At 43.3% G+C, this 15,137-nt stretch carries 15 protein-coding genes; 2 read left to right on the top strand and 13 right to left on the bottom strand.

What is annotated here, in order from left to right; genetic code table 11:
• Positions 1-4: 4 nt before the first annotated feature.
• Complete coding sequence (locus tag F0361_RS10590) at positions 5-1,375, bottom strand: pyridoxal phosphate-dependent decarboxylase family protein (RefSeq protein WP_154918596.1); 1,371 nt, start codon at positions 1,373-1,375, stop codon at positions 5-7.
• Between the two features lie 69 nt (positions 1,376-1,444).
• Positions 1,445-3,049 carry a bacillithiol biosynthesis cysteine-adding enzyme BshC gene (gene bshC / locus F0361_RS10585; protein WP_154918595.1) on the bottom strand — a complete coding sequence of 535 codons (1,605 nt, stop codon included), beginning with the start codon at positions 3,047-3,049 and terminating at the stop codon, positions 1,445-1,447.
• A gap of 267 nt (positions 3,050-3,316) precedes the next feature.
• Here bshC and F0361_RS10580 point away from each other — a divergent pair, with 267 nt between their 5' ends.
• Positions 3,317-5,767: a M14 family metallopeptidase gene (locus tag F0361_RS10580; RefSeq protein ID WP_154918594.1), complete on the top strand. Its 2,451-nt coding sequence runs from the start codon at positions 3,317-3,319 to the stop codon at positions 5,765-5,767.
• A gap of 18 nt (positions 5,768-5,785) precedes the next feature.
• Positions 5,786-5,980, top strand: a complete 195-nt coding sequence (locus F0361_RS10575; protein ID WP_138259235.1) for a DUF4177 domain-containing protein — start codon at positions 5,786-5,788, stop codon at positions 5,978-5,980.
• A gap of 88 nt (positions 5,981-6,068) precedes the next feature.
• Here the strand turns inward: F0361_RS10575 and rimO are convergent, their stop codons facing one another.
• The 11 genes from rimO to F0361_RS10520 form a co-directional block, all read right to left on the bottom strand.
• Complete coding sequence (rimO, locus tag F0361_RS10570) at positions 6,069-7,370, bottom strand: 30S ribosomal protein S12 methylthiotransferase RimO (protein ID WP_154918593.1); 1,302 nt, start codon at positions 7,368-7,370, stop codon at positions 6,069-6,071.
• 142 nt (positions 7,371-7,512) lie between these two features.
• Complete coding sequence (locus tag F0361_RS10565) at positions 7,513-8,592, bottom strand: DmpA family aminopeptidase (protein ID WP_154918592.1); 1,080 nt, start codon at positions 8,590-8,592, stop codon at positions 7,513-7,515.
• A gap of 59 nt (positions 8,593-8,651) precedes the next feature.
• Entirely contained in the window at positions 8,652-10,325 is a 1,674-nt protein-coding gene (locus F0361_RS10560; protein ID WP_154918591.1) for an amidase family protein, read from the bottom strand.
• A gap of 11 nt (positions 10,326-10,336) precedes the next feature.
• The gene (locus F0361_RS10555; protein WP_154918590.1) at positions 10,337-11,218 is read right to left on the bottom strand and encodes a DUF2911 domain-containing protein; all 882 of its coding nucleotides are present in this window, start codon (positions 11,216-11,218) and stop codon (positions 10,337-10,339) included.
• The gene (gene ftsY, locus F0361_RS10550; protein ID WP_154918589.1) at positions 11,215-12,177 is read right to left on the bottom strand and encodes a signal recognition particle-docking protein FtsY; all 963 of its coding nucleotides are present in this window, start codon (positions 12,175-12,177) and stop codon (positions 11,215-11,217) included. The genes F0361_RS10555 and ftsY overlap by 4 nt, the downstream gene beginning before the upstream one ends.
• A gap of 84 nt (positions 12,178-12,261) precedes the next feature.
• The gene (locus F0361_RS10545) at positions 12,262-12,414 is read right to left on the bottom strand and encodes a DUF4295 domain-containing protein (protein WP_125224007.1); all 153 of its coding nucleotides are present in this window, start codon (positions 12,412-12,414) and stop codon (positions 12,262-12,264) included.
• A 7-nt stretch (positions 12,415-12,421) separates the two neighbouring features.
• Entirely contained in the window at positions 12,422-12,604 is a 183-nt protein-coding gene (gene rpmG, locus F0361_RS10540) for a 50S ribosomal protein L33 (RefSeq protein ID WP_125224006.1), read from the bottom strand.
• 19 nt (positions 12,605-12,623) lie between these two features.
• Positions 12,624-12,860: a 50S ribosomal protein L28 gene (rpmB, locus tag F0361_RS10535; RefSeq protein WP_138259239.1), complete on the bottom strand. Its 237-nt coding sequence runs from the start codon at positions 12,858-12,860 to the stop codon at positions 12,624-12,626.
• A 70-nt stretch (positions 12,861-12,930) separates the two neighbouring features.
• A complete protein-coding gene (locus tag F0361_RS10530) occupies positions 12,931-14,181 on the bottom strand; it encodes a competence/damage-inducible protein A (RefSeq protein ID WP_154918588.1) in 1,251 nt (416 codons plus the stop codon).
• Positions 14,181-14,519, bottom strand: a complete 339-nt coding sequence (locus tag F0361_RS10525) for an Hpt domain-containing protein (RefSeq protein WP_138259241.1) — start codon at positions 14,517-14,519, stop codon at positions 14,181-14,183. The genes F0361_RS10530 and F0361_RS10525 overlap by 1 nt, the downstream gene beginning before the upstream one ends.
• Complete coding sequence (locus F0361_RS10520; protein WP_154918587.1) at positions 14,519-15,130, bottom strand: fumarylacetoacetate hydrolase family protein; 612 nt, start codon at positions 15,128-15,130, stop codon at positions 14,519-14,521. The genes F0361_RS10525 and F0361_RS10520 overlap by 1 nt, the downstream gene beginning before the upstream one ends.
• Between the last annotated feature and the right edge of the window lie 7 nt (positions 15,131-15,137).

Below are 15,137 nucleotides of genomic sequence, written 5' to 3'. Positions count from 1 at the left end.
CAACTTATTCCATACTTTTTAGAATTTCCTCAATATCGTTTTTCGTCGTATCAGGATTTATAAAGCAGAAGCGGGACACCGTTTCATAGCCATCGCCGGATTTCCATTTGGTAGGCGTTACCAATGCAAAGCCAGTTTCATGGTTCCTATAGGTCCAATTTCTATAATCCTCGGCAGACCATCCAATCCTGCGATAAAGCACACAGGAAAGACTGGGTTCCCGCACCAATTCCGTGACAGGATTTTGTTCGATGAGCTCGCCAGCTATTTTTGCCAGTTTTATCCCCTGCTCTACGGCCCACTCGTATTTTTCGGTACCATGGGTGGCCAAGGAAAACCACAATGGGAGTCCCCTAAGTCTTCTGGTGAGTTGTATTTGGTAGTCGGACGGATTAAATCCATGGGCGCCTTCATCCTTAAAAATTTCCAAATAGCTGCCTTCTTGGGCATGGGCTTCCTTGGCCTCTTCCGGATTCTTATAAAGCACAGCACCACAATCGTAAGGTGAAAACAACCATTTGTGCGGGTCGATGGTAACACTATCAGCCCTTTCTATACCTTTAAAAAGATGTCTGACCGACTTGGATGCCAAAGCACCGCCGCCATAGGCCGCATCCACGTGAAACCAAATCGAATGGGAGCTGCAGAAATTGGCTATTCCTTCCAAATCATCAATAATACCCGCATTGGTGGTACCTCCTGTACCAACCACCGCAAAAACCCGATTTTTTTGGGAGGCCGTAAGGTTTTGATAAAAGTGTTCCAATTGGGGCTCGTTCATGGCATCTTCGGAAGGTACCAAAACCACATCCGCGTCAATTACCTTGGCCATCGCCTTAATGGACGAATGCGCGCCTATGGAGGTTATCAACAAGCCTTTCTGATTTATATTTTTTGGGTTTTTTCTCCATTTTTCCCTAGCGGTGACAATAGCAGATAAATTTGCGGCCGTTCCCCCGCTGGTGAATACACCAAAGGCAGGTTCTGGCATCCCGGTGAGGGAAACCAACCACTTCATGGCCTCGTTCTCACAAAATATGCCCCCTGCCCCTTCCATCCAATACGCACCGTGGATACTGGACGCGGAAGTCACCAGATCAAAAAGTATGGCCGCCCTAGTGGGGGCCGCAGGTACAAAGGCCAAATGCCTGGGATGATCAATAGGTACCGTTGCCTTGACCAGTACTTGCCGAAAGAGTTCAAAGGCCTTCTCGCCCCCAATACCAGAATTGGTGACCGTCTCCCCTACCAGTTTTCTGAGTTCGGATTCGGTTTTTGGTTTCCCTAGTTCCGGATTGGTCTGGGTAATTCTGTTAATGGCATACTTGACCACGTCCAAGGTCATTTCGACCATGTCTATATCTATATCGTGCATTATTATGTTTTGAATTTCCCGATTCGACCCGGGAAGTTAATTTCCTTTACAGCCTTTGAAAGCTAAGAATTACTTTATGGAGAGTACAAAAAAATTCAAATCCAATGGATTTAAGTGCTTTAGAAGCATTGGTATCAATTCCTCACCATATTCCAAATACAGTTCTGAAAAGTTCAATTGGCGTTCCTGAAGGGACTGACCTGGAAAGAGTTGGTTCTGAATATCCGTCAACCGGACCACATGGTCCTCCAATTTTCTTTTTTGGGCCTTTAACAGTCGTTTTTCCAATTTATCAAGGCCTTTCTTCTGCTTTACTTCCTGGGCCTTTACCGCTCCCAAAAAGGACTTGTCCGTCTGTTCGGCCAAATCGTACAACCCCTTGAACTGTTCTTCCAAAAACTTTTTTTGCGGTGAAAAATCTATGTCGATGTTCGATACCTCCCTGATTTTCTTATTGATCAAACTGTGCCGTTTTAAAAAAATGTCTTCATGGCTCACGTTCAATTTGTCCAGCTTTTCATTCTGTTTTTCGGTAATTATCAAGACAGAATTTCGTAATAATAGTATAGGAAACGGTACTTCCATGGCTTGGAAAGAGGCCTTTAACTGTAACCAATACGCCAGCTCACCGCCCCCGCCTATATAGCACAAATTGGGTAATATTACTTCCTGATACAAAGGTCTTGCCACCACATTGGGCGAAAATCGTTCTGGATACGTTTGGAGCTCTTCCAGTAATTCCTCTTTTGTAAAAGACAATTGGGTATCGTTGATATAAAATTTGCCATCCCTTTCCACAATGCGCTCCCTAATGCCATCCTTAAGATAGAAGTAGTTAATTTCCCTAGGGTTTACCTGGATACCATAATCTGGGTCCATTTGCTGTATTTCCGATATTTTTTTTGATACCGATGTAAAGGAGACTTGTTCGAATAGGTCCTTTTTAATATAGGGAACCAATAATTCCTTCAAATGATGATCGTCACCATCTACTATTACCAGCCCCTGCTCCTTGAACAATTCATTTGTCAAATAGCGTGTGGCCCTTGTCAGATTTTTATGTTTCAGGTAGGCTTTCGTGAAAAGATTTTTTAGGTAATCGGCATTTTTACTTCCTCCGATGGTATTTGAAAATATCTCGAAGACTTCATCCAGGCCTTCCGTTGAAAGATGTCCAACCGCCCCCGATGCATTTTTGTTCCACTGTATCTTCTTCCCTTTAAAATTGAAATAGTTGATTTCCTCAAAATCGTGATCTTCTGTCGCCATCCAATACACGGGAACAAAATTATAATCGCCATAGGTCTCCTTTAAAACCTTGGAAAGGTTGATTGTCGAAACGATTTTATACAGAAAATACAAAGGTCCCGTAAAGAGGTTAAGTTGATGCCCTGTGGTTACCGTAAAGGTATTTTCATCATGTAAGGATTGAATATTTTCCGATGTCAAACTGGAAGTTTTAACGTCCACGTATTGTGCTTTCAGGCTCTTTACCAAAGTCTTCCTTCCGGAAACCGAAAAATTTGCGTTTTTCTCCCGTATCTGCCTTTCAAAATTTTCCAGTTTTGGAAATTGACCGTAAAGGGATGTAAGTGTTTCTTTTTCCTCTATATAATCACAAATCAGTTTAGAAAAATAACCGGTCTTTCGAAAAGGCAAACAATCAATTTCCATATAAAATGCTTAGTACGCGTAAATATAAAACGTTCCTACTTTAGAGTTCCAAAAAATACGTTAATTAGCCCAAATGAAACCCTCATAGAGGGATTTGCAATGGTAAGTTAAATAACTCTACAAAAAGAAATGTTTAAAAATCTAACTATTGACCTAAATTTAAAGGCTTGGAATAGCCCATATAATCGTCGAAAACCCCATTTCACATGATAAAAATTATCAATAATTTGGTAGCTTTGAGACTTTTGGACACTTTAGAATCACTATATGAAAAAATTAGTACACGCTCTTCTCTTTATCTTGCCCTTGGCGTTAATTGGCCAGCTGAAATCACCCTCGGAATTTTTAGGTTATGAATTGGGCACCCAATTCACCAGGCACCATCAAGTTGTGGACTATTATCAATATCTGGCCCAACAGGAACCAAAGCGGATGCAACTTATGCAATATGGTGAGACCAACGAAAGAAGGCCCTTACTATTGGCCTACATTTCTACGGAATCCAATATGAAGAATTTGGAGGAAATAAGGAAAGTGCACTTGAAAAATATTCATGGGGAAGCAGCACCCAACAAGGCCATTGTCTGGTTAAGTTACAATGTTCATGGGAACGAAAGTGTAAGTACGGAGGCCTCTATGCAGACCATTTACGAACTGTTGACCAATAAGAAGGATTATCTGGAAGACCTTGTGATCATCATGGACCCGTGTATCAATCCAGATGGTAGGGACCGATACGTAAACTGGTACAACCAATATAAAAATTCGCCCTTCAATGTGGACCCAAACAGTAAGGAACACCATGAAGGTTGGTGGAGTGGCCGAAGCAATCACTATATGTTCGATCTCAACCGTGATTGGGCCTGGCTTACCCAAGTGGAGAGTCGGCATCGATTAAAACAGTACAATAAATGGCTGCCCCACGTACATGTCGATTTTCACGAACAGGGCGTGGACAATCCCTATTACTTTGCCCCGGCGGCGGAACCCTATCATGAGGTCATTACCGATTTTCAACGCGATTTTCAGGAAACCATAGGGAAAAACCACGCCAAGTATTTTGATGCCAACGGCTGGTTCTATTTCACCAAAGAAAGGTTTGACCTCCTCTATCCTAGTTATGGGGATACGTATCCAACCTACAATGGCGGTATTGGAATGACCTATGAACAAGGCGGAAGCGGCAGGGCCGGTCTGGGAATCATCAACCGTATTGGCGACACACTTACGCTCAAGGACCGTATTGCACATCACCACACTACCGGACTATCTACCGTGGAGGTAGCCAGCAAAAATGTGGAAAAGTTGAACACAGAATTCAGAAAGTTTTATAGCCAAAAGAATTTTACCCATCAGAATTTTATTCTCAATGGAAATACGGATAAGCTGGAAGCGCTGGCCAATTTATTAGATCAGCACCAAATAAAATATGATAAAGGGACCAATGCAAGCTACAAGGGATTCTATTACGCTACCTCTAAAACAGGCACCCTCAGGGCATCGGAAAACAGCCTAATAGTTTCCACGGACCAGACCAGGGGAAGCTTGGCCAAGGTGCTGTTCGAACCCAAGGCAATGTTGAGCGACTCCGTAACTTATGACATTACCGCGTGGTCCTTGCCCTATGCCTATGGTCTGGATGCCCTTGCCACGGAAAGCAATGTTCAGAAAACTACCTTCCAACCATCCAACAGCACCTATGGAATAGGCGATACCAATAGCTATGGGTATTTAGCGGATTGGAACAGTATGAAGGATGCCAAATTCCTGGCGGAACTTCTGAACCATAAAATACGGGTACGATATGCCCAAAAACCCTTTAGTTTGGATGGAGTAAACTATGACCGTGGAAGTTTGATCATAATAAGTGCCGATAATAAGAATGTTCCGGATTTTACACAAATACTAGACCGAGCCTCCAAAAAATTTGCAAAAAGTCTAACCCCCGCCAATACCGGATTTGTGGAAAGCGGAAAGGATTTTGGATCAAGTTATGTTGAAGTGCTCCAAGAACTAAAAATTGCCGTTTTGTCCGGTGAGCCAGCATCCACCCTCCGGTTTGGGGAAATCTGGCACTTTTTTGAGCAACAGCTCAATTATCCCATTACCGTATTGGACGAAAGCTATTTTAACCGGGTGGATCTATCTAAATATGACATACTCATTTTACCCGACGGCTGGGGGTACTATAGCTTTATTACCGAGAAAGTGGCCCAAAAAATCAAGGACTGGGTAAGCAACGGTGGAAAATTGATTGCCATGGGCGGTGCTGTGGACGGACTGGCAAAACAAAAAGGATTTGGGGTCAAGGAAAAGGAATACCAACGGGACAGTACCGTGAACCTTCAGGCATTCGACACTTCGGAGCGGGAGTATATCAAATCCACCATTTCGGGCGCTATTTTTAAAACTACGGTAGATACCACAAACCCTTTGGCCTATGGATATGAGGAACCTTATTTTACACTAAAGCTGGGTGATCGCTCATACGAGTATCTGGATGGTGGAAACGCCGTGTATCTAGCCGAAGGCCAGAACATACCAGTTTCCGGTTTTGCAGGTAGCGAGGCCAAGAAGAAAATTGCCGAAACCCTGATTTTTGGAACGGAACGAATGGGAAGGGGTCATGTAATCTACATGATAGACAACCCGCTGTTCCGAGGTTTTTGGGAAAACGGTAAATTATTTTTCGCCAATGCCCTCTTTATGGTCAATTAGTCTAAAATCAATACTGTTATGGCCGATTATAAGGTAGAGACCCTCATCTATTACAGCAAAATTACACTGGATACGAAACACATCGTAAAATCCTCCCAAAAGGAAATCCAGGAAAAACTGGATGCCTATTCAAAAGACGGTTGGAAGTTGACCTCCACGGATGCCGTTAGTTTTGGGGCGGCGATTTATATTTATCTGTATTTCGAGAAATAATATACTTCTTACCAGTTAACCTCTCGATTGCGCTCAAAGAAACAGGGAATGGAAATAAATTAAAATATGTCAATATCTATTTTCTATGTCAAGCGGGCTCCCCGTACAGATCAAAATCGGCCGCATCGGTTATTTTAAGGTCTACGAATTCACCTTGTTTTAGATAGTGTTTAGTTGCATCTACCAAGACTTCGTTATCCACATCCGGTGAATCGAACTCGGTCCTGCCCACAAAATAGTTGCCTTCCTTTCTGTCGATAATGCATCGGAAGGTCCGTCCTATTTTTTCCTGGTTCAATTCCCACGAGATTTGGGACTGTATCTCCATAATTGTATTGGCACGTTCCTGCTTCACTTCTTCGGGAACATCATCCACCAAATTGTAGGCATGGGTATTTTCCTCATGGCTATAGGTAAAACAGCCCAACCGCTCGAACCTCATTTCCTCGACCCATGACTTTAGGGTTTCAAAATCGGCTTCCATCTCGCCTGGATACCCAACGATCAACGTAGTACGGATGGCCATTCCGGGTACCGCTTCCCTAAAATCCTTTAGTAATTGTGTGGTTTTTTCCTTGGTAGTTCCCCTGCGCATACTTTTAAGGATGCTATCGGAAATATGCTGCAACGGAATATCCAAATAGTTGCAGATTTTGGGTTCTTCCCGCATCACCTCCAAAACATCCATAGGAAACCCCGTTGGAAAGGCATAGTGTAACCGTATCCATTCAATACCTTCAACCTTGACCAGCTGCCGCAATAGTTCTGCCAGGTTTCTTTTCTTGTAGAGGTCTAACCCATAATAGGTAAGGTCCTGGGCTATAAGAATCAATTCCTTTACGCCTTTACTGGCAAGTTTTTCCGCTTCGGTAACAAGTTCCTCAATCGGTTTGCTTTTATGTTTCCCGCGCATTAGGGGTATGGCACAAAAGGAACAGGGCCTATCGCACCCTTCCGCAATTTTTAAATAAGCATAATTTTTAGGCGTTGTGGTCAAACGTTCGCCAATAAGCTCATGCTTATAGTCCGCCCCCAAAGCCTTTAAAAGATTGGGAAGTTCACTGGTTCCAAAGTATTCGTCCACATTGGGTATTTCCTTCTGTAAATCTGGCTTGTAACGTTCGCTCAAGCATCCGGTCACAAAAACCTTGTCTACCAAGCCTTCTTCCTTTTTTTGGACGTATTCCAAAATGGTATTTACGCTTTCCTGTTTGGCATTGGCGATGAATCCGCAGGTATTAATGACCACCACATTGCCTTCCTCCTCGTGTACCACTTCTTTGTCATTGGCACGTAATTGGCCCATAAGTACCTCAGAATCGTAGACATTTTTGCTACATCCCAAAGTTACTACATTGATTTTATGCTTCTTTAGCGTCTTTGTCCGCATGACCTATCTTACTTTATCCCTTTTTTACAAGGCGGGTGCAAAAGTACGATTTGGAATGTTAAAAATGGGCTTTAACCAACTATTTCTTCGGATTTTAGATGTACCCAAAGTCCGTGAAAAAATTGAATGGCAACTTTTCCTATTACTCAATTTTCCGATACTTCTTAAGTATTGGCAACACCTCACCCAACGGCAAGGCTTCTATTTGATGTCCGTCCCTTCCGGTCATGGTACTGGCCGAAAATAAGGAATTCAGTATGGCTTCTTCCGTTGCCTCGATGGCGGCCAAAAACAAGGGTGACATTTCATCGTTTCGCAACAATTCCATGGTATTAAACCTACGATTACTGGTATGGGCTATCCTCACAGCCTCATTGGTGGAAACCGCCATGACATAATCCCCACTTCCATTGGAGGCGATACCACCGGTTTTCGCCAATCCCATCATACCTCTTTTGGCCAAACGCTCCAGGTTTCTGGCGTCGAGTGGGGCATCGGTCATAATGACAATCATACAGGAACCATCGGCATCGTTCATAATTTTGTCCCGATATGGATATGTATTCAGTTCCTTCCCAACAGGTGCGCCATTGATTTCCAACACGCCGCCAAAATTCGTTTGCACCAAAACCCCAACGGTGAATCCGCCCAAGGATTTTGGAAGTACCCTTGACGAAGTCCCAATTCCGCCTTTATATCCAAAACAAATCGTTCCTGTGCCGGCACCCACATTTCCCTCCTTGACCGGGCCGGAAGATGCGTTTCTTATGGCACTCATTACGTGTTCCCGTTGTACATGTCTGCCTCGAATGTCGTTCAGCCAACCGTCATTTGTTTCCCCTACTACCGAATTTACGGAGCGCACGTCTTCATTGCCGGGTAAATCCAAGGTATAGGAAATCAAGGTCTCGGAGGCTGTAGGAACGCTCAACGTATTGGTCAAGATGATCGGGGTTTCAATAGTCCCCAATTCCTTTACCTGAGTATAGCCTGCCAATTTTCCAAAACCGTTGCCAATGTAAATCGCCGCGGGAACCTTTGATTGGAAGATGTTCCCGGAATGGGGTAGAATGGCCGTAACTCCGGTCCTTATATTTTCACCTTCCACCAGGGTTTCGTGCCCCACTGAAACTCCTTCAACATCCGTAATGGCATTGAATTTTCCGGTTTTCAAGACCCCGACCTCGATTCCGTAATCCCGTATTCTTTTTTGTGCATTCATGATGCCGACTTGAATTAGAAAAAGTAATATAAAAATCCTGAGGTTCATAAAACGCCTGTTTATTGATAATCCTTGGGCATTTTCCTTTTTGGAAACGATGTTTCAAAAGCTTTTCCAATCCGCAGCAAATGTGCCTCTGAGAAAGGCTTACCAATAAAGGTAAGGCCAATGGGTTCCCCACTTGATTTATACCCCATGGGTATGGTCAAGGCCGGGTATTTTGCCACGGCCGCATATCCCGCGTGGTAATTGTTGATGGATAAAATAGCATCAAGATTATGTGCATCCATCGCCGTGTCAAAAAAAGTCCTTCCACTATTTTCCAACTTGGCCTTAATTTCCTCCAAACCTTCCGCCGTGGTGGAGTCGGCCAAAATACCCTCAAACAGCTCCTGACCGTAGGGAATTCGGGTCAGGGAATCGGTATTGTTAAAATGAACTGCATCGGCAACGGAAGATATTTTTACAGATTCAGGGTTCGAATACGCCTTTAAATATTCAGGTAAGTCATTTCGCATGTCAATGTTAAGAATGCTCAAAAAACCATCCATATCCACCTCAGGCGGCGTAAATTCAACAATATGGGCCCCAGCCGATTTTAACGCTTCAATAGTTTCCTTATAAATGCTGTCCCGTTCCATCAAAGGTACCATGGCGCCAAGACGCATAACGGAAAAATCTTCCGGCTGTAGACCGGCCGAAAGTATCCCGGGAAATTCTTCTCTGACGGATTTTGAATCCGATGTATCAAATCCCAACATGGCCGATAACAATATCCCATTATCGACTACATTTTTGGTCATGGGACCCGGGGTATCCAAGGTACTTGAGATAGGAACAATTCCGGATCTGCTTAAAAGTCCGATCGTAGGTTTTAAACCGACGACCGAATTTTGACTGCTTGGCGAGAGGATAGATCCCGAAGTTTCCGTTCCTACGGCTGCAACCCCATAATTTGCGGCCACCGAAGTACCACTTCCCGAGCTGGAACCACCTGTTTCAAATATCCTTCTTCCATACGGGTTCAAGGTCTGCCCACCCACGGCACTATACCCCACGGGACAGCCGCTGCACAGGAAATAGGCCCATTCACTGAGATTTACTTTCCCTAAAATCAAGGCACCGTTTTCCTTTAAACGTTGAACTATAAACGAATCAGCTACCTCATTGTTCATCAGCGCGATACTGCCTGCCGTGGTTTTCATCCCGGTCGTATTGATGTTGTCCTTTAACAGGATGGGCATCCCGAAAATAGGATGTCGAACTTCGGGGAGTGTCCCCTTTTTCTTTTGTTCGTCCAATTTTCGAGCTTCCGCCACAACCTCTTTATTCAGTGCAATTATCGTGTTCAGGGTTGTTTCATTGTTCAACTCGTATTTATAAATCCGATAGAGATAGAACAACACCAGCTTTTCGTAAGACAGGGTATTGGCATCAATATGTTTCTGGATACTGAAAATATCCTGCTCCAATATCAAAGGCTTCAAGGCCTCATACTCGGTTTCCGTCATTTTGGAAACCTCATGATATAGGGGTAGAAAAACATCGTTCTTGTCCAGCACTTTGGATTGGATGAGTTTGTAGCGCATTCTGGATATCTCATGGTCCGCATTTGCAGCCACTTCGGCGGAATCATTGTAGGGCTCCCACAGTACAATGCCCTTCTGTTCGGCCGACTCATTTTTACACGATAAGAGAAGTCCAATAACAAAGAGCATACTTAATTTCTTCATAACATTAGTTTTCAATTATTCTTCAGTTCTTCTTGCCAGACCTTGATATCCTTCTGATTGAGCCGCACAAATTCATCCTTATTTTCCTTTTCGGCTAATTGAATTGATTTTTTTGCCGATTCAATGGCAGCTGTATAATCGCCCAAATCACCTTCGACCAGGGCCTTTACCCTATAAAAATAATAGGTCTTTCCATTCATTTGCAAGGCTTTTCCCAAATAGGAGAGGGCTTCATCAAGGCGTATTCCTTCCTCTTGATAATAGCGGGCAATTTCATAATAGGTCTGCCCAGTTGGCGAATTTGCTAATTTTTCCCTGATTTCATTTTCCATGATTCGCTTGGTATCCGTAGCAAATGATACAACAGCTTTGGTACGTGCCCATTGAATGATCAGCTGGGCACTGTTATGGGTAATGTTTTCAAAGGTTAACAGCAGGTTTTCATGATATTGCATTGTTTTGATGGGTACGACCTTTACCCGCAATGCGTCCTCGCTTGGGTCGTAATTGGCACGACCATCGCCCCAATGGCCGGTATTTTTATGAAAGACCACCTCCCAATACTCCCTGTATGGAAAAATATAGAGGGCATATTTTCCTTGGGGCAAGGTATGTCCGTCTACAACAAAATCATGTTCAAAAGTAATCTTTGTAGATTCATTGGCACCCACGCGCCATATTCGATCATAAGGTACCAGTGCCGGTTGACCATCTGCCTGCTCGCCAAATAATTCCCTTCCCCGTACCGCCGGCCTAGAGTATTCCAAGGTGATTTTTGAAAGCCCTATTTCCTGCTCCAGTTTTGAAAAAGGGCTTGCCTTCGGGTAGGTTATTTGCGACCAAGTGCAAATGGATACATTAAAAACAAGTAGTAATAACCCAATTTTTCTCAACTATTCATATTAAAGAATGAATCCACGAACTCGTATTTATTGAAAACCTGAAGATCTTCCATGCCCTCTCCTACCCCAATATATTTGACGGGAATCTTAAATTGGTCCGAAATACCAATGACGACACCTCCTTTTGCCGTACCATCCAATTTTGTGACGGCCAAAGAAGTTACTTCTGTAGCTTTTGTAAATTGCTTGGCCTGCTCAAACGCATTTTGGCCGGTGGAACCGTCCAATACCAAGAGTACTTCATGCGGGGTATTCTCCACCACTTTTTGCATGACCCTTTTTACCTTGCTAAGTTCGTTCATCAAATTGACCTTGTTGTGCAACCTTCCTGCCGTATCGATGATGACGACGTCCGCATCCTGCTTTACGGCAGAGCTAAGGGTGTCAAAAGCGACCGATGCGGGGTCACTTCCCATCTGTTGTTTTACAATGGGTACCTCTACGCGATCGGCCCAAACCTGCAATTGGTCTATAGCGGCCGCCCTGAATGTATCTGCCGCACCCAACACTACCTTAAGTCCCTGTTTTTTAAATTGATAGGCCAATTTTCCAATAGTAGTGGTCTTACCAACCCCATTGACGCCCACGACCATGATCACATAAGGTTTTTTATCCGATGGAATATGAACTTCAGAGTCCTCACCGGAATGTGTCTCAGAAAGCAATCCGGCAATTTCCTCCCTTAAAATCGTATTAAGTTCATCAGTGCCCATGTATTTATCCTTGGCGACCCGGGCCTCGATCCGTTCAATAATTTTTAAGGTTGTATTTACCCCCACATCCGAAGTCACCAACACTTCCTCAAGATTGTCCAATACGTCATCATCTACCCTGGATTTACCTGCAACGGCCTTTCCTAATTTGGTAAAGAAACTGGTTTTTGTCTTTTCCAGTCCCTTGTCCAAGGTTTCCTTCTTTTCGGAAGAAAAAATCTTTTTAAATAAGCTCATCTTGTATGCAATAGATTATCAAATATAAAAATTAAAAAGCCCCTTTCGTAGGGAAAGGGGCTTTTAAAACTTTTCAAAAGTTGGTTATTTTTTATCCAACCACTCATTGACCATTTCAGGGGCCATAACCGATTCAACAAAAACGTAGGCACCACTTTTTGGTGACTTAACCATTTTAATGGCTTTTGTCAATCTTTTTGAACTTGTCTGTAAACTTGCTACCGTCTTCTTTGCCATGGCCTACTTATTTAATTTCTTTATGAACTGTCATACGCTTCAAGATAGGATTGAATTTTTTAATCTCTAATCTCTCAGGAGTATTTTTTTTGTTTTTTGTAGTAACATATCTAGAAGTTCCAGGTTTTCCGGACTCCTTGTGCTCGGTGCACTCTAAAATTACCTGTATTCTATTACCTTTCTTTGCCATTATACTCTATAATTATAGGTTACTTTACCAACCCATTAGCTTTTGCATCCTTCAAAACGGCAGAGATACCTTTCTTGTTGATAAGTTTTACCGCTCTTGCGGAAACTTTCAAAGTAACCCATCGGTCTTCCTCCGGAATGTAAAATCTCTTTTTGGAAAGATTTACATCAAACCTTCTTTTCGTCTTATTGATGGAGAAGGAAACATTATTACCTACCATCGCCTTCTTTCCCGTAATTTCACAAACTTTTGACATTATGCCGAATTTTTTCTTTTAAACAGGGTGCAAATTTATATCATTTTTATCTTTCAGCCAACAATACAACTCACATTTTTATAATTTCTTTTTGAAGCAACTCAAGTGCTTTGTTTACAGACTTTTGCACTATCCTTTCCCGTTGGCTTCCCATGGTGAATTTAAGGGCAAAAACATGGGTGGGCGATGCAATACCAATGTAGACTATTCCAACATTGGCATCTGAGTCACCTTTTGTGGGACCGGCATTGCCCGTAGTTGCAATAGCAAAATCAGTATCCAACAACTTTTTAACGCCTTGCGCCATGGCCATGGCCACTTGCTCGCTCACGACGGAATAGGTATCCACCAATGCTTGGGGTACGCCTAATACGTTCACTTTTGTCTCCGTGGCATAACTGACCACGCTCCCTTTAAAATAGGCCGAAGCTCCCGGTATGGCCGTAAGATGACTGGCGATGGTCCCTCCTGTAAAACTTTCGGCAGTGGACAAAGTCAATCCTTTCTCGATCAACAGTTTAGAAATTGTCTCTTCCAGCTCCTCGTCCTCTTCAGAGCCTAGAATGATATCTCCTATCAATGGAAATAGTTTCTGTGATTCCAATTCTATGGCACTTGAAAGGATTGAATAGTCCGTCCCTTTGGCGGTAAGCCGCAACCGTACCTTACCCAAACTGGGCAAGTAGGCCAATTTGACGAAATTTGGAAGGTTATTTTCCCATTCCTCTATTATTTGGGCAATGGCGCTCTCTCCCATTCCGTAGGTATGAATGGTTTTATGGATGATATGCGGTCTATCGTAGAACCTGACCAACTCTGGAACCACTACTTCCCTTATGAGGTGTTTCATCTCAAAAGGAACCCCTGGCAGCGAAATAAAGGTAGTCCCATCCTCATAGAACCACATGCCGGGAGCCGTTCCGTTTTCATTGTGCAAAACTTTTGCCTTGCTGGGAACCCAGGCCTGCTTTCTGTTCAAATCTGAAATTGGGGTATTGGAAATATACTTGGCGAACAGGTTTTCAACATGTGCCAGAACCTTTTTGTCCTCTACAAGTTCGTCATTGAAAAATTCACAGAAGGTATGCTTGGTGATATCGTCTTTGGTAGGGCCCAACCCCCCGGTAACGATGACGATGTCCGCATGGGCCTTGGATTCCACCAAAGCCTGTAGTATGTGTTCGCGATCATCCTGAACCGAAGTAATCTGGTATACGGAAATACCAATTTTATTGAGTTCCTTGGCAATGAACGCCGAATTGGTATCAATAATCTGACCAATGAGTATCTCATCGCCAATGGTAATGATATCAGCGAACATTAGAGCTCAAAGTCGTTTTTTAACTCCCCGATGACCTGATGGATATCGGTTTTAAGAATAGGAAAGGTTTTTTCAATAGCTTCCCATGGAGCACTTTGTTTCGCTAGGGTCTCCACTTCCAGAGCTGCGGCCCTAGTCTGCTCCATACCCAACAAATCCACATTGGGCTTTATCTTATGGGCCAGTTGGTAGGTCCTTTCATAATCCCGCTCCTGTATAGCGGCTTCAAGTCCCTCCAAATCCTCGGGGACCTCGTCCAAAAAAACAGAAATGACGGATAGTATAAATTCCTGGTCCCCATCTGCCATCTCGTTGATCTTGTCCAAACTATATATCATTATCTTATTTTGACGTTAAAAAGTTCCGCTTCTTCCAAGTAACCTGTAAGGTAGTCATTTGCACTTACTTTGCCAACTCCGGCAGGTGTTCCCGTGAAAATAACATCTCCCTTTTTCAGCATAAAGAACGTGGACACATAGGATATTATTTCGTCTATTTTCCACAACATCAGCGAGGTATTTCCCTTTTGAACGGCCTCCCCGTTCTTCAACAAACTAAAATTTAGGTTGTTCAGGTCCTTAAAGTTGGATTTTGGCATCCATTCACCAATGACAGCTGCACCATCAAAACCTTTCGCCTTTTCCCAGGGCAAGCCTTTATCCTTCAATTTCGACTGTAGGTCCCTTGCGGTAAAATCGATTCCTAGACCTATTTCATCGTAATAGGTTCCCGCGAATTCCTCCTTAATATGTTTCCCTACGCGCTTTATCTTGACCAACACCTCCACCTCGTAATGAACGTCGTTGGAAAATTCAGGTATGTAAAAGTCCTGCTCTTTGGGAAGTACTGCGGAATCCGGTTTAATGAAAATGACGGGCTCCGTAGGTTTTTCGTTTTTAAGTTCCTCTATGTGCTCGGTGTAATTTCTACCGATACAGATTATCTTCATAATTATT

The organism is Maribacter flavus (genome assembly GCF_008386635.1).
Lineage (GTDB): Bacteria > Bacteroidota > Bacteroidia > Flavobacteriales > Flavobacteriaceae > Maribacter > Maribacter flavus.
Note: the sequence above shows the minus strand (reverse complement) of the source record. Positions and strands in the feature narration are given on the sequence as shown.